Source organism: Dictyobacter aurantiacus, from assembly GCF_003967515.1.
Taxonomy (GTDB): domain Bacteria; phylum Chloroflexota; class Ktedonobacteria; order Ktedonobacterales; family Ktedonobacteraceae; genus Dictyobacter; species Dictyobacter aurantiacus.
Genome location: NZ_BIFQ01000001.1, coordinates 4,132,055 through 4,154,163, shown reverse-complemented (window position 1 = coordinate 4,154,163; position 22,109 = coordinate 4,132,055). Strand labels below are relative to the sequence as shown.

At 52.3% G+C, this 22,109-nt stretch carries 18 protein-coding genes; 9 read left to right on the top strand and 9 right to left on the bottom strand.

The window, feature by feature from the left end:
• Positions 1-58: 58 nt before the first annotated feature.
• On the top strand, positions 59-1,186 hold the full coding sequence (locus KTT_RS16775; RefSeq protein WP_126597077.1) for a glycosyltransferase family 4 protein: 1,128 nt from the start codon (positions 59-61) through the stop codon (positions 1,184-1,186).
• Positions 1,187-1,258: 72 nt separating this feature from the next.
• Here KTT_RS16775 and KTT_RS16770 read toward each other — a convergent pair whose 3' ends face one another.
• From KTT_RS16770 to KTT_RS16760, 3 genes are all read right to left on the bottom strand, one after another.
• Positions 1,259-1,981, bottom strand: a complete 723-nt coding sequence (locus tag KTT_RS16770) for a class I SAM-dependent methyltransferase (RefSeq protein WP_126597076.1) — start codon at positions 1,979-1,981, stop codon at positions 1,259-1,261.
• Between the two features lie 20 nt (positions 1,982-2,001).
• On the bottom strand, positions 2,002-2,463 hold the full coding sequence (locus KTT_RS16765; protein ID WP_160145926.1) for a nuclear transport factor 2 family protein: 462 nt from the start codon (positions 2,461-2,463) through the stop codon (positions 2,002-2,004).
• A 147-nt stretch (positions 2,464-2,610) separates the two neighbouring features.
• Positions 2,611-3,492: a TlyA family RNA methyltransferase gene (locus tag KTT_RS16760; RefSeq protein ID WP_160145925.1), complete on the bottom strand. Its 882-nt coding sequence runs from the start codon at positions 3,490-3,492 to the stop codon at positions 2,611-2,613.
• Between the two features lie 720 nt (positions 3,493-4,212).
• Between KTT_RS16760 and KTT_RS16755 the strand changes: the two genes are divergently transcribed.
• Entirely contained in the window at positions 4,213-5,592 is a 1,380-nt protein-coding gene (locus tag KTT_RS16755; protein WP_126595959.1) for an IS4 family transposase, read from the top strand.
• A gap of 161 nt (positions 5,593-5,753) precedes the next feature.
• Here KTT_RS16755 and gltX read toward each other — a convergent pair whose 3' ends face one another.
• From gltX to KTT_RS16740, 3 genes are all read right to left on the bottom strand, one after another.
• The gene (gene gltX / locus KTT_RS16750) at positions 5,754-7,274 is read right to left on the bottom strand and encodes a glutamate--tRNA ligase (protein ID WP_126597073.1); all 1,521 of its coding nucleotides are present in this window, start codon (positions 7,272-7,274) and stop codon (positions 5,754-5,756) included.
• Positions 7,275-7,646: 372 nt separating this feature from the next.
• Positions 7,647-8,306, bottom strand: coding sequence for a dienelactone hydrolase family protein (locus tag KTT_RS16745; protein WP_126597072.1), 660 nt, complete (start codon positions 8,304-8,306; stop codon positions 7,647-7,649).
• Positions 8,307-8,489: 183 nt separating this feature from the next.
• On the bottom strand, positions 8,490-10,175 hold the full coding sequence (locus KTT_RS16740) for a penicillin-binding transpeptidase domain-containing protein (protein WP_235845748.1): 1,686 nt from the start codon (positions 10,173-10,175) through the stop codon (positions 8,490-8,492).
• 567 nt (positions 10,176-10,742) lie between these two features.
• Here KTT_RS16740 and KTT_RS16735 point away from each other — a divergent pair.
• Positions 10,743-11,129 carry a PadR family transcriptional regulator gene (locus tag KTT_RS16735; RefSeq protein WP_126597071.1) on the top strand — a complete coding sequence of 129 codons (387 nt, stop codon included), beginning with the start codon at positions 10,743-10,745 and terminating at the stop codon, positions 11,127-11,129.
• Positions 11,129-11,947: a hypothetical protein gene (locus KTT_RS16730; RefSeq protein ID WP_126597070.1), complete on the top strand. Its 819-nt coding sequence runs from the start codon at positions 11,129-11,131 to the stop codon at positions 11,945-11,947. The genes KTT_RS16735 and KTT_RS16730 overlap by 1 nt, the downstream gene beginning before the upstream one ends.
• 117 nt (positions 11,948-12,064) lie before the next feature.
• On the opposite strand, the gene KTT_RS16725 is transcribed toward KTT_RS16730, so the two are convergent.
• Positions 12,065-12,562, bottom strand: a complete 498-nt coding sequence (locus tag KTT_RS16725) for an Lrp/AsnC family transcriptional regulator (protein WP_126597069.1) — start codon at positions 12,560-12,562, stop codon at positions 12,065-12,067.
• A 128-nt stretch (positions 12,563-12,690) separates the two neighbouring features.
• Between KTT_RS16725 and KTT_RS16720 the strand changes: the two genes are divergently transcribed.
• From KTT_RS16720 to KTT_RS16700, 5 genes are all read left to right on the top strand, one after another.
• Positions 12,691-13,575 (top strand): TIGR03560 family F420-dependent LLM class oxidoreductase, encoded by an 885-nt coding sequence (locus tag KTT_RS16720; RefSeq protein ID WP_126597068.1) that lies wholly within the window; start codon positions 12,691-12,693, stop codon positions 13,573-13,575.
• Between the two features lie 35 nt (positions 13,576-13,610).
• Positions 13,611-14,237: a LysE family transporter gene (locus KTT_RS16715; protein WP_126597067.1), complete on the top strand. Its 627-nt coding sequence runs from the start codon at positions 13,611-13,613 to the stop codon at positions 14,235-14,237.
• A gap of 332 nt (positions 14,238-14,569) precedes the next feature.
• A complete protein-coding gene (locus tag KTT_RS16710; protein WP_126597066.1) occupies positions 14,570-15,706 on the top strand; it encodes an endo-1,4-beta-xylanase in 1,137 nt (378 codons plus the stop codon).
• Between the two features lie 104 nt (positions 15,707-15,810).
• Positions 15,811-17,415: an ArnT family glycosyltransferase gene (locus KTT_RS16705; RefSeq protein WP_126597065.1), complete on the top strand. Its 1,605-nt coding sequence runs from the start codon at positions 15,811-15,813 to the stop codon at positions 17,413-17,415.
• A 101-nt stretch (positions 17,416-17,516) separates the two neighbouring features.
• A complete protein-coding gene (locus KTT_RS16700; RefSeq protein WP_126597064.1) occupies positions 17,517-19,718 on the top strand; it encodes a glycosyltransferase in 2,202 nt (733 codons plus the stop codon).
• A gap of 153 nt (positions 19,719-19,871) precedes the next feature.
• Here KTT_RS16700 and KTT_RS16695 read toward each other — a convergent pair whose 3' ends face one another.
• Together KTT_RS16695 and KTT_RS16690 are read right to left on the bottom strand one after the other, a co-directional pair.
• Positions 19,872-20,723: a heme NO-binding domain-containing protein gene (locus KTT_RS16695; RefSeq protein WP_126597063.1), complete on the bottom strand. Its 852-nt coding sequence runs from the start codon at positions 20,721-20,723 to the stop codon at positions 19,872-19,874.
• A 14-nt stretch (positions 20,724-20,737) separates the two neighbouring features.
• Complete coding sequence (locus KTT_RS16690) at positions 20,738-21,892, bottom strand: nitric oxide synthase oxygenase (RefSeq protein WP_235845746.1); 1,155 nt, start codon at positions 21,890-21,892, stop codon at positions 20,738-20,740.
• Positions 21,893-22,109 lie beyond the last annotated feature (217 nt).

The window sequence follows — 22,109 nt, the reverse complement described above, 5'->3', positions numbered from 1 at the left end:
CTGTTAATCATACTCAGCAAGAAGGAGTAAATAAAGACAAAAAGATAGGAGAATAGACATGAAAATTGCTCAGTTAGCGCCGCCATGGATCGAGATCCCACCTAAAGCATATGGTGGAACTGAAACAGTTCTACATATACTGGTTGAAGAACAGGTAGCCCGGGGACATGAAGTCACCCTGCTAGCTGCGGCGGGCAGCCAGACGGCAGCCCATCTTGTCCCGTTGACCGCACATAGCCTGTTGGAAGAAGGCTTTTCCTGGCGCGATACACAGAAGGAACGAGAATATCTGCAGCAGGCCCTGAACTACATTGAGGCTCACGATTTCGACATCGTTCATACGCACTTATCCTCGGGCGGAGACATGCACTTATTCCCCCTGCTCTCTCATTTACGTGTGCCACACGTGACCACGCTGCATAGTAATCTTCCATTCCGCTCGGAGGAGGTTCCACCAGAGATAAAGCAGGGTGATATCGCACGCTGGACGAAACATGTTCCCATCGTCGCCATCAGCGAACAGGCACGCAGACACCAGGGACTCCCACTGCATTTTATCGGCGTGGTACACCACGGCATCTCCCCTGAACAATATCCCATGTCGCCCGAGCCGCCGGAGGACTACTTTTTATGGCTGGGCCGCTTTGTACCCGAAAAGGGACCACACCTGGCGATTCAGGCGGCCAAACAGGCCGGGGTACCACTGGTGCTTGCAGGCACCATCAGCATGAACCAGGAACAGTACTACCAGGAGATGATCGAAGCCCAGGTTGATGGAGAACTCATACGCAACCATGGACCCGCCGGATACGAAGAGAAGCTAGCGCTCATGGGCCATGCTCGCGGCTTCCTCAATCCGATCACATGGGAAGAGCCGTTCGGCATGGTGATGATCGAAGCCATGGCTACAGGCTGTCCCGTCATCTCATTCGCGCGCGGCGCGGCTCCCGAGATCGTCAGCGATGGCGAAACAGGCTTCCTCGTTCAGAATGTCGAAGAGATGGTCCAGGCCATTGGCCGCATCGATGAAATCAGCCGTGAAAAAGCCAGAGCCCATGTCCGGCAACACTTCTCAGGCGCAGCCATGGCACAAAAATACAACGACATCTACCAGAAAGCCATTCGCAACTTCAAAGCAAAACATCAACGGTCAGCAACCCTCGCAGACAGAAAATCACCGTCGTAGGTGCCGGGCTTGCCCCGGCTTTGTCGCGCAGCGACGGTACCCGGGTGCGTACGTCACACTCACATATCAGCCTCAAAGGAGACGTGCTCGTATGAATAAGAATGAAGGGACCTCTCGATTCCCGGGCACTTTATCAGCACGTTCACCAGTGGCCGTAGGCTCGAGCACTCGTTCGAGGGTAAAATTGGCCGAGACAAGGGCGTTGAGATACGTGCTGAGCATGCGATGATGAGCTCCCACGCGACTACGCACACCGCCACGTTCGGACTTCCAGTTCCCTTCTTTAAAGTAGCCCGTCACAGCACGGGCTACCTGCCCATGCTCATCCGTTATCCACCGGGCGTCAGGCAATTCAAAGCAGGGATGGGTAATGGCAAAAACCAGCCATCCGCCAGGTTGAAGGATACGCCTGGCTGTTTGAAATACCGCCTGGATATCTGGAATATCCATCAGCGACAGCACACATACAATCCCTTCAAAGGTGTCTTCAGGAAGCGATAGCGCGCTCCGGGCATCGTCACGCTGATAAGTGATTCCCCGTGGTTGCTGTAGCTCGTACTGACGAGCCAACTCAAGCAAACGATCAGAGATATCGATGCCAGTCACCCTCGCGCCCCGTTTCGCCAGTTCGCGGGCGAACCAGCCCTGTCCACATGCCAGATCGCAGATCGTGCAATCCTGCACATCTCCAACAAGCTCCAACAGACTGGGGAGAATAACCTCAGAATAGACGGAATTCTCATTCAGATAGCTATCGTACCATCCAGCAATATCGTCATAAGATGCATGCATCATGAAGAACACCTCCAATTTGCTTAGCAGTGAGATGAAAGTCCAACAGCCTGACGTGCTTCTTCTGGATCATTATAGGCTTGCATCTGCACGACCTTGCTATCACGAACCGTATAGACATCAGCGATATGCCCCTCCTTCATGGGACCACCTCCCTTTGGCCAGGCCTGAAAGTGCACGAAGACCACGATCTTGTCTCCAACTTCCAGGATCTCTTCGGGCAAGCTCTGAACTTTTGCTGAAGATTCATAGGAAAGGGTGAGATACCGTGCGACTCCTTGTGGCCCCCGGTACGTACCGCCTGCATAGAAGCTCTCAGGCTCGCTCCAGATAACATCGGGGTCCAGGTCAATGAGATTAACAGCGTATTGGATATCACCTCGGCTAAATGCCTCGTATGCACGTCGAAGTCTTTCAATGAGATTAATATTCAGAGTGGATCCCCCTCTCTGCTCCCAGTATAAGAGGTTACAGGCATAAGGCACAAGGAAATATATATGCTCGCAGCATGCATCATCAGCATTTCGATTTATCTCAACATACAGTAAAAGAGGAAGATATCCATAAAGCCATCCATTCAGATTACCGGAGGTTAGAGCAAAGCTCTAACCTCCAAACACAATAAGATGAGATTATTCCTCATATATCTCACCAATACCCAGCCCCTGGACAATGGTGAGCAATGTATGCTCATCATATTGCCAATCAAGAACATCTGGGCGGCGAACAAATGAGGCAAAGAATTCATGAACGCCATAACGTGGCCTGAGCGCCAGTTTTACAATCCCCTGTAAAGACAAGCCACAGTTCAAGCCCGCCTCAACTACCTGGTGCAGAGCTTCAACTAGCAGCGCTACATCATCGATGCGACCGCTACGCCTGGCATCCTGACTCTCGACTTCGAAGAGCGGCTTCACCAGCGTCAGGATCTGCCCCTCGGGAGCCAGCAGCCTCGCCGCGACCGGCAATGCCTTTGTCAGCGAGAGGTACGAAAGATCGAGTGTAATCAGCGTCGGTGCGGGTTGCAGCGGATACGCTGTTAGATCGCTCAGGTTAGTTCGCTCAAGGTTACGCACGCGAGGATCAACACGCAGGCGGCCAAGCAACTGACCATAACCCACATCAACCGAATAGACTATCTCAACGCCTCGTTGCAAAAGGCAGTCGGTAAATCCTCCCGTAGAAGCGCCGCAGTCCAGGGCCACCTGTCCAGCGACCTCGACGGCAAACGCGGCCAGGGCCGCCTCAAGCTTGTAGCCTGCACGGCTGGCATAGCGAGCTCTTCCACGCACGCGAAGACGCGCATCTCGTGGCACAGCCATGCCCGGTTTATCCATCAGCTGATCATTCACCAGCACCTTTCCAGCCATGATCCAGCGCCGGGCCTCATCGACATGGGCAAAGATCCCCCGCTCAACCAGCAAAGATGCGAGGGGCAAACGACGTTTGGGAGCTATATTCTTTCCTTGCTCCGATTTATGGTCATTCAGGTGATGATCTGAAATTGAAGACATTCCTTTTTCCTTTTCTATGCATGAAAAATGTGTGATTTCTTCAGAAGTAAAGAAAAAGGAAATGGCGGAGCGCGGCCGCATGGAAGTTTCAAGCAGCACAAAAAGATCCATTCGCAACAGGCGTGGATCAGCCAGGAGGAAAGATAAGTTGTGAGGAATCGAAAGTATTATTTTGAGATGAACGCATTATCAATGGGTATCAGGAAGCGTTCTCACCTATACCCATCGCCAGAGCTAGCGCTCCTGGATTCGTCAGTAATAAGCAATCCAGCCCCACCTATGAAGCTGTCTATCATACGCAGGTGAAAGAAACAACCAATTCTGGATAGTGATTGAGGAGTTCATCTTTTTATCCCAATCTAACGCGAAAAACGTAGCACATGCATCCGCGTCTTTTCAGGATACCGGACACGTAGCAACCATGTCAAGCAACAACATAAATTAAATAAACTCTCCGCCCTTCGGGGGGAAGGACGGAGAGCCATCGAATATCATTCAAATGTTCGCAAACAGGCATGCAACAAAAAACACGAAACGCCCCCGGAATCCGCAACGCTCCTCAAAAAACGAAACGCCCCTGTAGGGTCGACCCTCGCGGCATCTGTTGATACTAAATAGCCAAAAGGTCTCTGGATGGGGAGGGAGACTTGCCAGAGTGGCAAATATCGAGGAACATCCAAAGAAATTGTCATCACACGTTTTCGAAAGGATCTTCCTCGTATGCCTCATCATACCGCATCTGGGCCCGAAGAGGCGAATGCCGATTCGCTCTCACAACAGATCGTTGGCTGCTTGCAGCGCCTCATCGAACCCTCTGATCCCCCTGCCGCTGCGGTGAGCCGCCCTCGTGGACGACCCGCAGTGCTCTCCTCTGAGCATCTGTGTCTGGCGGTCTTGCTGGCGCTGCTGCGCGGCTTGAAGAGCTATGCCTGCGTCTGGCGCCTGATCACCTGGTCGGGGGTCGGCCACTTTCCTCTCTTGCCCCATACTCGTGACGCCATCCGCAAACGCCTCTTGCACACCTCCCTCGACGTCTGGCAGCGCCTCCTGCTGCGCGTGAGCACCGGCTTGCATGCCCAAACCCAGGCGGTCGCCCAGTGTGATCTGCTTCCCTGGGTTTCCCATATCTTCGCTCTGGATCAAACCACGCTCGATGCCGTCCAGCGGCGCATGCAGGATGTGCGCGATGAAGCCGTGGACAGTCCACGCCTGCTGGTCGGCAGACTGGCCGCCCTCTTTGATGTCCGCCGCCAGCAATGGGTTCGTATCCTCTTCCGTGAGGACGTCTTTGCCAATGAAAAACTGCTCGTCCAGGACGTGGTGCGTGGATTGCCCGCTGGCAGCCTGCTGCTGGCCGATCTGGGCTACTTCAGCTTTCCCTGGTTTGACTGGCTCACGGACCAGGGCTTTTTCTGGCTCTCACGGATGCGGGAGAAGACCTCCTACCAGATCCTGCACGTCTTTGTGCAGCAAGGCACCACGCTCGACGCCCTGGTCTGGCTGGGAGCCTACCGCGCCGATCGCTGTGCCCACCGGGTGCGCCTGATCCAGTTTGAGCATCACGGCAAGCTGTACCAGTATCTGACCAACATCTGCGAACCCGATCGCTTGAGCATGAGCGAGGCCGCTCGCCTCTACGCGCGTCGCTGGGAGATCGAGCTGGCGTTCAAAGCGCTCAAATGCACGCTGGGCATTCGCGTGTGGTGGTCCTGCGATCCTCTCCTGGTGCTTCAGCAGCTCTTCGCCGCCTTCATCCTGGCTCAGGTGCTCCATGCGCTCCACGCTCAGGTGGCCTTCGCCGCCCAGGTCCCTCTCTTCGACGTGTCCTTGCCCGTGCTTGCCACCTTGCTTGCTCAGGCGCCCACGCGATCGGGTGGGCAGCCCCTGATCCAGCGACTGCTCGAGGTGGGTCGGCGCCAGGGTTTGATCCGGCCCTCGCGGCGCATCGAGCCAGCCGTCCCTGCTCTGCTGAGGTCCTACACCCCGGCCCCACCTGATCTGCCGACCATCCGACCGCCACGCTACGCCCATCGTGTCCGTCAGGGACGTTCGGATCGACCCGACTTTGTGCCTCGTTTTTTCACCTTCATCGTGATTTAGTATCAACAGATGCCCTCGCGGTCGACCGGGCTGCCAGCGCCAGCAATGGCAGCCCACGTCCCCCCACGACACCACTTCCCGTGTCGCCCACGCCGGCGCACGTGGTACCCCCACGCCCACGTTCCACACACGAACCCAAAAGCACCGCATAGGGTGTTTCGTTATGCCAGGCCATTCAGGGCGCGCTCAATGCGGGACAGCGTGCTCTTACGGCCCAGGACTTCGAGCATCTGAAAGAGGGGCGGCGTAGCTTTGCGGCCACTGACCGCGACCCGCAAGGTTCCCAGGAACTGAGAAGGCTTGAGGGCCAGTTCCGTCATCAGCGCGCGCAGTTGCTCCTCCAGATGCGTAGATTCCCAGGGGTCCAGCCCCGCCAGCAGGTCGCGCGAGCGTAGCAGGACGTTTCTGGTGCTCTCCTGATCCATCCCCTTCTGGATCAGAGGCGTCTCGTATTCCCAGTCCTCGCGATAGAAGTATGAAACAGCGTGCGCGGCCTCGCCCAGCGTCCGCAATCGCTCGTGCTCCAGATTCAGCACTAGTTGTGTGTACTCCACGTCGAGCGGGCGCTGGATGGAATCCGGCAAGCCGCCCTCGGCTTCGGAACGCTCCATGTAGGGCAGGGTGCGCCGCGTCAGCTCTTCAAGCGAGAGCTTGCGGATGTAGACACCATTCATCCAGGCCAGCTTCTCCTCATCGTAGATGGCGCCGGATACGCTCATGCGTTCCAGCGAGAAGAGGCGGATCAGCTCCTCGCGGGTGAAGAACTCGGTCTTGTCGTCGTACGACCAGCCGATGAGGGCCAGGAAATTAAAGACCGCCTCGGGCAGGAAACCCTGCTGCCGCAGTTCCTGCCAGGAGGCGGCGCCGTGGCGCTTGCTCAGCTTGCGCCTGTCCTTGCCCAACACGTCGGGCGCGTGATAGACCAGCGGCATCTCCCAGTCCAGAGCCTGCCAGACCCGGTAGTGTAGCGGGAAGCTAGAGATCCATTCTTCGGCCCTGATCATGTGGGTGATCTTCATCAGGTGATCATCGACGGCATGCGCCAGGTGATAGGTAGGAATCCCGTTCGATTTGAGCAGGATGGCATCATCGATGTCGGCATTGCGGAACGTGATATCACCACGCAACTCGTCATGCACGGTCGTCTCGCCTTCCAGCGGCATGGCGAAGCGCACGGTAGACTTGAGGCCGGCCGCCTCGTTGGCGGCGCGCTCCCCATCTGAAAGATAGCGGCAGCGACGATCATAGCGCGGCGGCAATTTCTGTGCCTGCTGCTCCCGGCGCATGCTCTCCAGGCGCTCGGGCGTACAGTAGCAGCGATAGGCGTGCCCCGCCTCGATCAACTGCTGTGCATATTGCTGATACAGCTCCTGCCGCTGCGTCTGAATGTATGGACCATAGTCGCCACCAACACCGGGACCTTCATCTATATCCATACCCAGCCAGCGCATACCTTCGAGCAGGAATTCAACCGCCCCCTCCACGGTACGCAGCGTATCGGTATCTTCAATCCTCAACACAAACGTCCCGCCGGTCTGGCGCGCGTAGAGCCAATCGAACAGGGCCGTACGATATCCCCCGATATGCATCAATCCAGTCGGGCTGGGAGCAAAACGCAGGCGCGGCTTCTGTCCACCGTCCAGCCCACGCTGCTCCTTAATACCATGATCTATTTGCGTCATAAAAAACCCCTCCTACGCAAGAATGCCAGTTGTGGAACTATTGTAGCATAGCCTGGCTATCTTTCTCGAGCAATGACAGCAGACGCTCTCGGTCAGCATTATTCCTGACCACAAAGACTTTCTCTTTGTACTTTTCCAGGTACTGACGCGTAAACTCTGCCGTAGGAGGCACGCCGGGAGGGGAAGTTTCGCAACTGCGGTGCTCAAGAATTATTTGTATATTGGTGCATCGGGCGCGCATGCGCGCCCGATGCACCAATATACAAATAACAGTGCGGGCGCGCACGCGCGCCTGTGCGGGGACTATCACATCCCCCCAATAAGAAGGGAGTAAAACACATTCTAACCCTGATCAATTGTAGCGTGGCGTATTCAGGCCACGGGCACGCTGTGCAGATGGCGCCTGAACCATCCGGTCGCTAAACGGGCCACCTCCTCCAGGGTGCCGGGCTCCTCGAACAGGTGCGTCGCGCCAGGGACAATAACCAGCTCTTTCTCGCCAGGAAGCTGCTCAAAAGCGCTGCGGTTCAGTTGCAGCACCACAGGATCGTTGCCACCGACAATCAAGAGGGTGGGCGATTGAACCTTCGCCAGCGCCTCATCAGCCAGATCGGGGCGTCCGCCACGAGAGACCACCGCGCGGACCGACGATGGTCGCGCCGCCGCCGCCTTGAGCGCCGCCGCCGCTCCGGTGCTCGCGCCAAAGTAGCCGATCGCCTGGTCCTTGGTCGCGGTCTGCTTCTGCAGCCAGTAGGTGGCCTGAAGCAGGCGATCAGTCAGCAGGTCGATATCGAAGCGCGTCTCATAACGCCTATCTTCATCTTCGGTCAGCAGGTCCATCAGGAGGGTGCCGATACCCGCCTGATTCAGTTGCCGGGCCACAAAGGTATTTCTCGGACTGAAGCGGCTGCTCCCGCTGCCATGGGCGAACACCACCAGGCCCCCCGCGTGTTCAGGCAGCGCCAGCGATCCGGCCAGTTGGACGGCATCTGCGGGTATCTGAACCACCTTCTCAAGTTGCGTCTTTCCCATTATGCACCTCCTTTTTTCTCATCATTCCTCTCTCTGCTTTCAGAGATCTCTCTGATTAAGTGGTAATGCTAGCGAGACAACATCACAGATAGCTCTCAAACACCCTCCACATATCTCACGAGACTCACAGAATGAAATGGAATAATGCCGTTGAGAAAAGCAACACAGGTAGATACCAGGCCGCTACTGGTTGCCATGCACCTGGGGGCCGGTCCGTGTCTGCCACAGATTGTGTTCGGGACAGAACACATTGGGATCGTTCCAGGGGGCCAGCGGCGTTTTGACCAGATTCTGGTTAAAGATGTCGCTGTACATGTGCCAGATGGCGGGTCCGATGCTATAGGCGCCCTCACCGCCGTTCTCGCGCATAGCGACGATGGTGAGTGCCGGTACCTGCTGCGGGTTGTTGATATCGAAGGGGGCCTGCGTAATCATCCAGCTCTCAGGAGGCTTGCCGCCGCCCACTTCACCTGTGCCGGTCTTGCCGATCACAGTGGTCGGGGGACGGTTGTCCTCGGTGATATGCCAGGCGCTCCCACAGGTCGCGACGGCATTCATGCCCACACGCGTATTATAGGCGGCATCGGGGCTAATCACGTTGCTGAGCTGCTGTGGATCAAAGTTCTGCACCACATTGTTCTGCTTATCCGTAATCTTTGAGATCAGCATCGGGCGCATCAAGGTGCCGTTATTCGCGGCGGTATTGTCCACCAGCGACATCTGCATCGGCGTCACAAAATCCACACCCTGACCATATGCGTCGTTGACAAAGTTAGCGAAATTAAGGTTACCATCAGCCTGCAGAACGTGGCTTTGGGCGATCGGGAGATCAGCCGGGATCGTCTGATCAAAGTACATCCGCTTTGTGTAATCCAGCCACTTCTGCTGCCCGACGTTGGCCCCGATATGGGCAAACATGATATTGTCCGAGTTGGCATACCCGAACTCGGTGTTGACGGGAAAGTGGAATACATACTTGCCGTAACCCAGATTATCTCCCACCACAGTGGTACCCGGACTGTCTGCTGTCTGCGGAATGGCCCAGGGCTTATAGGCATTCTGCATGTCCCAGTTCTGGTCCAGCGTTGTGGCCCCCGAGTCGAGTCCGGCCATCAGGGTCACCGTCTTAAACGTCGAACCCGGCGAGTAGAGTCCCTGTGTTGGTCGATAGAGCAGTGGATTCTCCGGATCTTTGACGAGCTGATCGTAGTACGAGGTCGGGTTCTGTGAATGCGTCAGGGTATCAACCATTTTATTGGGATCATAACCCGGCGAGCTAACCATAGCCAGGATCTCGCCGGTATGAGGATCGGTCACCACGGCGGCACCGCGATCCGTTGGATAAGTGGGATAGGTATGATTGATGAATGCCGTCCCCGTTGGATCAGGTGTGTAGTCGGCATAATCGCGCGCCACAACCTTCTGGATGCGCTCGTCGATGGTCAGGTAGATATTATTGCCAACCTGCGATGTATGCAAGATCTTGTGAACAAGATTATTGATCGCTGTCTGACCCGTCGCGCCGCTCAGGACCGCATCATATTGCGCCTCCAGACCGATCGCGGGATACAGGCCGCCCGCCACATAATAACCGATCAGCCCGGCCAGTGAAGGATCGGTATAGTGACGAGTATATCCCCCACATGCATTGGGATCGGGGACCGAATAAGCCAGCAAGACGCCATTGCGATCATAGATATTGCCGCGCAACGGCACATTATCCGGCTGACAGATGCGCGGATTATGCGGCGTCGCCGTCACCTGGTCCGCCTTCACCACCTGCCAGTAGACAAGACATCCACTGATGGCAACGAACATAACGACAAATATAGTCGTAAGCTTTCGAATGCTGGAATTTATTCTCATCATAGCCCCCTTCCCTTCTCAAAATGCATAGATAGCGCTGTATCGCTTCTTTTCGCCATGTTTCAAAAGAATATATACATTTTTTGCTCAAAAAAACCATAGCTACCTTCTCTATAGAGAGAGAGTCTGACTTCCGCCACCATGGGGGCTTGTGAGCGCCCCGCACGGGCATCCGCTCGCGGCCGCACCGGTTTTGTGTGTTGGTGCATCGGATGCGCATCCGAGCACCCGATGCACCAACACACAATGGACTCCTGAGCACCGCAGGTGCGAAAACGTAAGCATGCTCAGAGCGATGATCGTGAGAGTCAGACACATTCTATAACCAATACGAGTTTAGAATCCCCACAATTTCTACAATGCAACTGCGTCATAACAAATTGCTGTGAGATATGGAGAAAAGAAACGATACAAAAAACGATACTCTCACAAAGCTTCATCTCGGCGCAGCCGGGCCTTTCGTCCTTGACAAGCGCTCCCTTTTGCTTTATTATATCCATAGTGTATATATCCGCATTAGTTATATACAGTGTGGATACTATTTTCCATATAACACGCGAGGAGGTGCTTATGAAAGAGGGCAGAGAAGATCCAGAAGCGCTGCTTCCGTTGCCGGTGGCTGCCTTTCAGATTCTGCTGGCCTTGGCTGGCGGGGAGCGGCATGGCTATGGCATCATGCAGGAGGCGGCCCAAAGCAGTGGTGGCAAGGTCAATTTGGGACCAGGAACGCTCTATCGCACGATTCGCCGCCTGCTGGCTGATGGACTGATCGAGGAGTCCACTGAACGGCCCGCCCCTGATCTGGACGATGAGCGACGCAACTACTACCGCCTGACGCCGTTCGGTCTGCGCGTCGCCAGGGCGGAGGCGCAACGCCTGGCGGAACTGGTACGCATGGCACAGTCCCGGCAGTTGTTACCGCAACCAGGCATAGCCACTTTCGAAGGAGGAATATAATGGCGCGCCACAGGCTCTCCCCACGCGCCGTGCGAAGGATCATCGCCTTCTCAGCGTGGCTCTATATCCTCTTTCTGCGCGCCTACCCGGAGCCATTTCGGCGCGACTTTGGATCGCGCATGGTCCAGGTATTTCGCGATAGCTGTCATGATACCCTGCGGCGTCACGGCCTGGCGGCCATCATCCCGATCTGGCTACATACACTCTCTGATCTGATAAACAATGCCTGCCTGGAACGATGGCAGCAGTTACAGGAAGGATCCCACGCCATGATCAACGCACAACATTTTCCACGGCGTCTCTGGATCGCGCTGGCCACAACGGTCATCGCGTTCGCGGTCTCGCTGGTGGCCAGCCTCAATCTCTACCTGATTGAAGATGCCAGCCCTCTAACGCAAGCGGCGTATAGCGCTTCCACGCTGTTACGCGTCAGCTATGATGGTATCTATGTCTCCGCGCTTGCCTCGGGAGTCGTCATGTGCGCTATCGCGGGATACGCCCTGCTGCAGCGCACCATGCCGGTCATGATTGGTCTTACCCTGGTAGGATTCGTCGTGGTTATGGGCGGCTTTGGCGGACTGATTGTGCGTCACCCTACATCTTTCCTGCTCTTGTTCGCGACCTTCATGGTCCTGACGCTGATCAGCCTGCTGGTAGGACGAGGAGCCGCCGCGCGTATGGAGCCTGCCCTGGGACATCGAGCCGCCATGATGCTGGGAGCGTGCGTGAGCGTGGGAAGCCTGCTGCTCGTCAACGTAGCTGCCCAGATCGTGCACATGCTGCTGCTCAATCCGGTCAGTCATCCGCTCTACATGTAGGGGATGATCGCGGGTACACACATCAACTTCTCGCTCGCGGCCATGGGAATCGCGCTCGTAACCCTGCTCGCCTGCGCCGGGAGCCTGGGCAATGCCTTCCGCACTCCATCATAGCAATCATAGGGTCTCATCCTCGCTCGCGCCACGCGCAAGGATCTCGTTCGGAATCAGGTGGCGCTGCATCGGCCTGGCGCGAATAATCGACGTAGAGGGTACGCCCGAGAGTGAAAGCTGATCGATGACCCGGGCCAGGTGATCAAGCGAGGTTGCCACGACCTTGACGATAATCGAATCGCTGCTCGTCACTCGTGAGCATTCCAATACTTCGGGCAATTCCCAGACCTGAGCGACGGCGTTACGGCAGCTCTGTCCCCCGATGCCCTGCAGTTGAATGATGGCCTGCACCGGCATTCCCAGCTTGCTCAGATTCACCTCGGCATGATAGCCGGTAATGATGCCCGCATCCTCCATCTTGCGCACCCGCTCGGCGACAGACGGCAACGAGAGTCCAATCCTCTGCCCCAGTTCCGTATAGGAGAGGCGCGCGTTCTGCTGTAGCTCCTGTAGCAGGCGCCAACCCGTTTCGTCAAGCTGCTTTTCAGTTTCTAAGGACATAGAGCAAATCTCCCTTTATAACTTATGCCAACCTCTAGATATACCATACTTTTTGCCTGTATCTTAGCACAAAATCGCCATATACTTTCAACATCATGACAGATGTGAAAAGGAGGATTGAAATACCTATGGCACACCACCCATCTTTACGCTTCGGCATCAAGACGGCACCTACGCATGCGACCCACGAAGAACTGCTACATGTCTGGCAGATGGCGGATGCGCTCCCTATTTTCGAGCACGCCTGGCTCAATGATCACATGATGTCGCTCGGCGACCATCCCACCGATCCTTATCTGGAGAGTTGGACCCTGCTGGCGGCGCTGGCCGCGACTACGCAGCGCCTACGCCTGGGAGTCATGGTTACAGATAACACCTATCGTCATCCCGCGCTGCTGGCCAAAATGGCCGCGACCATCGATATCATCAGCCACGGACGGCTGAATGTTGGACTTGGAACCGGCTGGTCCGAGCAAGAACACCATGCCTATGGCATCGCCCTGCCACCCGCCGGTGAGCGCGTGCGCCGCCTTGACGAGGCATGCGAGCTGATGCGCCAGCTCTGGACACTGCCCGTCGCGAACTTCGAGGGACGCTATTACCAGTTGCACGACGCATACTGCGAGCCTAAACCGATCCAGAAACCACACCCCCCCTTTGCCATCGGCGCCGAGGGAGAGCGCACGCTGCGCGTAGTCGCTCGCCACGCCGATATCTGGGATTGCAGTGTCAATACGCCCGAAGAGTATCGCCAGAAAAGCGCTATTCTGGACCAGGCCTGCGTGGCCATCGGACGCGATCCCGCCACCATCGAACATTCCAGACACATCTCTGTTGATCCTTCAGACCTGCACGCGGCATACGAGGGGACGCGCGCATTTATAAAGGTAGGGGCAACATATATCATCTATCACATGCCGGTGCCCGATCCTCAGGGAGTTCTCCAACGCCTGGCGGAAGAGGTCGCCGCGCCCCTGCGCACTGAATATCATCAGACAGACGATCAGGCATAGACCTGACAGGACCGATACCCGCGGAGGCTTCGCTTATGTCTCTTTTCCTATCCGCCTTTGGGCTCGGGCTGGCCTTTTTTGCCGCGCCGGGCGCCATCACAGCCCAGTTGCTCCGGCGTGGACTGAAGCGGGGCTTTTTCTCGGCCCTGTTTCTACAGCTCGGCGCCCTGATCGGCGTCACGCTGTGGGCGCTGATAGCCTTTATTGGAGCCGCCATGCTGGCACAAAACACACCTGTCCGCCTGTTCCTGGGCATTCTCGGCATCCTGCTGTTGCTCCTGCTCGCATGGCAGGCGCTCAGGGATGCCTATCGTGGTCAGCTAACAGAAGCGAAAGATACCAGCGCTCACGGTGATTTCGTCCTTGGTGCCGCACTCTCCCTGGCGAATCCACTGCCGATCGCATTCTGGCTCGGCATCGGCAACACCATCGTCTCCTCGAATGGCAGAGCTACGCCCGACCCGTGGAGTCTCGAGGTATTCCTGACAGGCTTTCTCTGTAGCGCCCTGCTCTGGTGCTTCTTTATGTCCGGTCTGATCGCCTGGGGACGACGCTTTGTGACGCCCCTCTTCTTCCGACTCGTCAACTTTGTATGCGGCCTCGCCCTCGTCTTCTTCGCCCTCAAGCTCTGCTGGATCCTGCTGTCACTACTCATGAGCTAAAACTCACAACAAGAGCGCACCATCTTCAATGCATGCAAGAATCTTTTATTATTTCAATATCCGATACATCACATATAACTATAACTAAACTTAGCGGCACTACATTAATTACATGCCCAAGAAGTAGAGAGAAGAAAGAGTAGCTAGAAAAACACTATAAATTATAGTACTTATTTTAAACAAACAAGTAACCATTGCAAAAGATCACTAGTATTCTTATAATTTAAGATAGCATTAAAGATACGGCGTCATGGGTAAAATTATTTAACCTGACATGCCTTCTTCCATGTTGTAATTTGTAGATTATTGGGGAAATCCAGGTGCATTTACTTATGCAATTAAAACGATTTTTACTCGCAATAAGTTTAATACTATTATTGCTTTTTTCAACAGGCTGCACTTTTATTCCCCAAGCTGATGAAAATAAGGCAGTTGATCCTACGCCTATGCCAGCACAGACACAGCCAGGCAAAGAAAAAGTTCCATTTCAGGACATTCACACACTCAGAGATGCGGCCCTATATTCTCAAAAGAGAACCATCTCAATTGGAACAGCTGCAAATATAGATGCATTCCACGCAGATACAACCTATCAGACAATCATGGGAAGAGAGTTCAATATACTCGTCGCAGAAAATGTCATGAAAATGTATGTAACCCATCCTGATATCGATACATTCAATTTTATACAATCAGATGAATTGGTCAATTTTGCCAGACAACATGGAATGCAAATTGAAGGCGCAAATCTTATTTGGAGCAATCAGGTACCTGCATGGATTACTAATGGCGGTTACACGCGAGACGAATTACTTGGCATCATGAAAGACTATATCACGAATGTCGTGGGTCATTACAAAGGGCAAATACAATCCTGGATTGTCGTTAATGAGCCTCTGGATACAGATGAGTTAAATCAACAATCTATATGGGAACGTATAATTGGTCCACAATATATAGATTACGCGTTCCGCTGGGCGCATGAAGCTGATCCACAGGCCAGACTATACATTAACGAATTCAATACAGAACTGGTGAACGAAAAATCCAATCGTTACTACGCGCTCACGCAGAGTCTTGTACAGAGAAAAGTCCCTATCAATGGCATCGGCTTTGAAGGCCATTTAGATATCACACTTCAATATCCCTATGCTCAATTGGTAGCAAACATGAAGCGTTTTGCGAATCTGGGTCTGCAGGTGCAGATTACAGAGGCCGATATCAAACTGCAAAATAGTCCACATACACTTCCAGAAAAGTTTACACAACAGGCTACGCTTTATGCGGAACTCATCCATGCATGTCAGGACATCAAACAGTGTACGGGCGTTATTCTGTGGGGTTTCACGGATCGTTATACCTGGATCCCTAATTTTACCCATCATCCAGATCAACCGCTTATTTTTGACAACCAGTATCAACCCAAACCAGCATATACAGCCATCAAAAAGGCTCTATATGGCACATGATGAGATAGATTAAGGAGCCTTACGCAGTTACAACGAGATTCTGAAACATTCCTGGAGAGATCAAAGGTAAAGCATCATGTTTTTACGTACAAAAAGGGTGATATATGCAATCAAATGTACCCAAAAGGCTAAATATGGCTAATGATTACCAGCAAAAAAAACTTTCTCTGGCTCAAAGCCAACCCGCTTTGGTAACGCATATCCCGCATCGTTCGATAGACATTGCTCAAGAAAATACTATCAGAATAACGGCCCTGAAAAAAAATACCCGGTCAAAGAAAAACGAAGGCGCCAGAGGTGGTAAAGGGTATGTGATCGCTAGCTATGTATGTCTGCTACTATTTGCCCTTATTCAAGGAATGATTATCTATGCTCAGAAAACAGGACCATTTTATGATGAAGCGATCTATGCAACAGCTGGTATGCGTACATTAGAAGGGAAAGGGGTTGCGGACGGTTATCTTGTCTGGTTCGCAGGATCACTCTTATGGCCTGTCCTTTCAGCCATCGGATACAACATCCATGGGTTAGTAGGAATACGTGCGGTCGGGGTATTGCTCACATTTGTGGCCGTCCTCTTTTCCTATTTAACCGCCAAAAATCTTTTTGGGGTAAAAGCAGCGTTCTTTTCAGTACTGCTCTTTATTTTCAACGGCCCATTAATGGCTCTGGCTCATCTGGGTGTTTATGACATACCTGCGTTGACTTGCACCTCAATAAGTTTATGGGCCATAACCAGATTCAAAAATGGTCATCGCTTCTGGCTGTGTGTCAGTGCAATTTCACTCGCTATTGCGATGATCGCTAAGTATCCTATTGGGCTCATGATGCTGCCAATTCTTGGCCTCCTTATCACATTCCGCCAACAAAAAAGTATCACAGATGTGTTCCTCTTCCTCTTTCTATTTGCCGCGGTCTTTCTTGCATTCTTCTTACCCTTTCAATTCCAGGTAGGTGATTGGCTCCTCTGGTCATCACAGAACAAACCAACATTTGGATCAACTGAAGCAATGATTATAGGGGCACAACTCTACTGGGGATTGTTACCTTTATGCGCCTCATTGCTAGGCTTTTGTGTAGCACCCAAAAAAAAGGAAGCGCTATTGCTCTGGTTGGCTGGCCTGATCTGGCCCGCCTACCACATAATATCCGGAAATCCTGTTAGCGACAACAAACATGTCGTCTTTGGCTTTCTCTTTCTCTACCCTTTAATTGGATTGTTCTGTGCCTACCTATGGCAAAAAAAGTGGCTGGGTAAGCCGCTTGTCACGTTCCTCTGTCTCATTTTTCTGGTCGTTGGGGCGGCTGAACTTTACATCCTGGATTCTGCATGGCCTGACGTGAGGTCAGCAGCAACATATCTCACTAACGATGCACATCCAGGGGATCAGTTTCTGATTGACGATGCCTGGCCTTATACGATGAGTCTATATGCACAACATAAAATAAAAGACCCATGGGCGGTATACGACAATTATAGAATCACGCATAAGGAGAACACTCAGAGTATTTGTGCTTATACATGGTATGTTGATGAAAAGGGGAGCTATAGCTGGCCAGATACTTTTAGAGAGCAGATTAAAGCCTGCCACGCTTTTATCCCTGTTTACCACACAGAGAGCAGTGTAGTTGAATTGGGGCCAGACTTGCAATATAAGCGCTATACAATTACCACCACAATTTATAAAAATTTACATGCGACTAAATAACAAGCTGGCAGAAACACAAAATATGCAAGATCAAACAAGTCTCTACCTCTATATACAAGTAGAGGTTTACTTCGCACCGCATTAGAAAGGTATTCATTCAGATGGATCATGATTCGTCTTCAACTCCCCTAAATGAGAACAATATTCTTGAATCTCAATTCGATAACCAGAGGATGGAATCACTACAAAAAGAGCCGATAATGCGGGATAAAGCTATTATACGTGCCAGATTAACCATGCCATCGCGGCAAAGGGATAACAAAAGATCATCCAAACTTACAGACTGGCGTGAAACACCGGTTCACATCAACAAACCAGCACAACCTGATCCTACAACTGATGGTTTAGTTAAACCATTTCAGCTTACTGAAATGCCACAACAGAATGTATCCATTAATTCGCTGCCAAAATCGCAGGCCGGATTAAAATTAGAAGATAATAGTTTATTCAACAAGCAAAGACTTCCTAATGAGGCACAAGCCAATGTGATTTCAAAGGAAACAACATTTAGACACCCACGTACTGAAGGACTCACACATCCTCAACACTCTGACTCAATGCCCATTATTGATGAGGAAAATTTAGAAGATAGTTCTTTTGAAACCCTAAAAACAACTACAGTCAAAATGTTAGCCACACGTTCCACTCAAGCGGTTATAAAACTGGCCACGCATAAAATACCAGCATTGATAACTGGAGCATCACGCCTCGATAAATTTGCAACAGTTCCCTCTTCTGCGGTGCAAGGACTTGCGAACAACAATACAAAAGTTAGTAATGCTCGAGTGCGTATAGTTGGTATTATCTTTATCCTGGTTGCTGCATTTTATCTGCCCTGGCTATTTTATGTGCTCAATAAACAAGCTCTATGGCTATCCATTCCCTTCTTCTCAAGCATGTGTTATCTCACTGTGATTGTAGTGCTCAGCATCTATAATAACTGGACGCGTGTCGTTTACCCACTGGTTCAATACCCTCGGGGGCATGAACCAACCGTCGCGGTCTGTATCCCTACATATGGTGAACCACCAGAAATGGTGCAAACTACAGTAGAGAGTGTGCTGAGCCAGGATTGGCCGCAGCAAAAACTTTTAATTATCATTGGTGATGATAGCCATCGGCCTGCTATGAAGGAGGTAGTAAATACACTCCAACGTCATTATCCTATGACCCGCATTGTATACCACGAACCGCCACGCAAAGGGAATCCTGAACGTAGAGGTAGTGCCAAAGATGGCAATCTGAATTCAATGCTGGCGTACGTTGCCCAAAATCATCCTGATATTGCCTTTATCGAAACAAGAGATGCAGATGACGTCATTGGCTCGCCACAATTTCTTCGCTATACAATTGGGCACTTGAATAAAGATAAGGATGTAGCGTACATCCAGACCATCAAAGATACACTTGTCAGTAAAGGTGACCCCTTTGGCAACCGGCAATCCTTCTTCTATCGCGGTGTAATGCTTTCGCGTAATGCGGCAAATGCAGTATTCCCTTGTGGCAGTGGTTTAGTCTGGCGTATAAAAAAATTAGAAGAGATTGGTGGTTTTCCAACCTGGAACCTGGTGGAAGACCTCTATTCTGGCTATGTAGCAATGCAACATGGCTTTAAAAATGCTTATCTTCCAATAGTGGGAGCAGTAGGGCAAACTTCACCAGAGGATATTCCCAATGTGTATAAGCAACTGGGCACCTGGGCACTTGATACCATGCGCATCTTTTTCTGGAAAAACCCATGGCTGGTAAAAGGCCTATCATTCAAACAAAGAATGCAGTACACAGAGCTATGCCTGTTTTATCTCTTTAGTCTTCCTCTTTCTATTTTCCTATTTACTCCCGTTATCAGTTTATTTACAGGCGTCTATCCTTTCACGACGAGCAATCTGGATTACATGCTCCATTTCTGGCTGTACGCTGCCAGTATTGAAGTTTTGCTTGCTATTATCAATGGATCCACAACGTTTGAAGAAAACTGGCGTGCACGACAGATGTGGTTTGGGATGACTTTCGTTTTCATAAAATCCAGTTTTCTTGCGCTCGCTTATGGACCAAATAAAAAACCTGCCTATAAGGTGACCAGAAAAACTCAGGAAGCGGGCATCTATTTACGCGAGGTGTTCATACAAACGATCTTATTTCTCCTACTACTAAGTGCCTGCATTTATAATTTGCTGATCCATCGTCATTCCATCCTACAAAACGCCGACCTGGGTTCTATCTTCTGGGCGACCCTGTTTATGGGACTTTTAGCAGGTATTATCAGGAGGAGTTGGTTCGGATATCAAATTAAAAAGAAATAGGATATCCGTTCTAGCTAAAATCTATACGAGTAAATACTGTACATTTAAAGAGAAACGGATGTGACAAAAATTATGATCATAATTTTTGTCACATCCGTTTCTCTACCAGCAAGCGCCTGCGCCATTATATATTATCGCGAAAGGTGAACGCGCTTAGACATCGAAGGTGGGGGCGCGCCAGTAGAGGCGACTGGTCAGGGAGTCGCCCGGCTCATTGGCGGTATTGGCGACCAGTCCGGCGTGAGACAGGTGCTGCAACGCCTCTAAGAGGCGGCTCGGGCGCATATGGCTGGGAGGAAATTGAGTCTGCGTTCTTAACATACTTTGCAGTTGGGCCAGCGTTATGCCACGTTGTGCGGGCAGCATGGATAGGACCAGGTTATCGGTCCGCTGCTGTAGCTGGCGTTGCGCCAGTTGCTCAGGGGAGAGCTGTGTCTTCGGCGCACTCCTGGCGGGCGAAAAGACGACATCGAAGCGGCACACATCGTCCCCTACACGCATGCAGGTCTTCTCCTGAATGCGTACCTTCTGACCATAGCGTTCCGCCGCTCCCTCTATAGCCCCCCACAGAACGGGGCATAGCTGACGATCGCTATCATAAATAAGCGTCAATGAATTGTTGTGATCATATACGGCCTCATAGCTAAAGATGGGAGGCGTCAGCCCGTCGGGAATGCGGCGCATCTGGGAGTGCGCATCACGCATCGTCAGTAACAGGTCACGCCCACTATTGACCTGCGTCAATAAATATGAGCAGCGGGAACTGGTGAGTCCATTGATCAAAAAGTAGCGGCCGTATTCGCGCAAGAGGGTATCAACCGGAAGGTGCGTCAGCTCGTGAACCGCACCGACTCCTGCTAGAAGCATCGCATCGTCATAGACCCTGCTGGCCAGTGGCGCGTTTGCCGGACCCTCCCCAACTTTTGCTCGATATGTGGTGAGCAAAGAAGACCCAAAACGACTGACCAGGTACTTTTCCCAGGTCACAAAGATTAAACCGTGCATATATTACTCCTCTACTAGAGGGCCGGACGGAGAGAGTTTTCCAGCCAGGGATCATTTTGATAAAAGAAGTTGGGCGTCGTCTGGCGATTTTCGTACGGGGTATGGAAAACGGGCATCGTCGATCCCGACATGGGCGGCACAATCCATCCCCAATCCGCGTACAATGAGCGCCCTGCCTGCCGCTCGTGCTTTTCGTGATGCACGAATTGCCGGCTGGCCGTGTGATGATCGATAATGGTAACGCCAGCCCGCTCAAATGAATAGAGTACCGCCCGATTCAATTCAACCAGGGCACGGTCCTTCCACAACGTTCGATCCGAACGCGTCTGCAATCCTATCGCCTGGGCGATCACGGGTAGCAGGTTGTAACGCTCAACATCCCCCAGGTTACGGGCCCCGATCTCGGTTCCCATATACCAGCCATTAAATGGGGCAGCTGTGTACGAGATGCCTCCGATCTCCAGCCGCATATTCGAAATAACCGGAAGCGCATGCCACTTAATGCCCAGGTCCTCAAACCAGGGAAAGTCTGGATGGCTTAACATGACCTCCAGTACACACTCAGGGGGCAGTTCAAATATTTCGGGCGGTTGACCGGGCAACTGGATGACGAGCGGAAGAACATCAAAAGCTCCTCCCTGTGTTCGCCGCCACCCTAGACGATGCATCGCCTCCGTCAGATCAGCATTGAGTGGATCACCAACGATGGAGCCATCGGCCTGCCGATATCCAGCATAGCGAATCAACTGGGGATTCCAGATACGAATACCTGACTGGCCGGGGGTCTGGGGAGCAAATACGGTGATCATCGATCGAATCTTCCCACCATTGGTGGCAAGTCGAATATGTTCAACCAGAGCGGAAAAGATATCTTGCGCAGTTGAGAGATGACGCATGTCGCGCACCTGAAGCGATCGCCAATGCAACCGGCCAATGCAGCGCGCATTATTGCGCCAGGCGACCATAGCACCATACGTAAGCTCATCCTGTGTATGCCGGTAGGTACCTGTGCGCTCAAGTTCAATGCGCACAGCTTCTACCCTTTGTGCATAGTCATGGGGAGTTCCACACTCCTTGTGAAACAGGTGCGTATAGCGCCGTGCTTCAAGGAGTAATTCCTCAGGTATCGAGAATGGCAGCGTGGCGGCCATATTATGCCGCCACAGCATTCCCACTCTCTCATTGAGTTTGAACCTTTGTTGAAATTTCATAATAATTAAATGTCCCTAGGTATACGTTTGCACCTTTCTACTTATAAAAGTAAAAAAATATCCACCTGTTCTATACAGTGACAGATGCCGATCTTTTCGCCTATTTCGAAGTAAGCTCAAGTATTGAAAAAATGGCTTCTGCTTTTTGTAAGCTTATTATCAATAATACAACGTT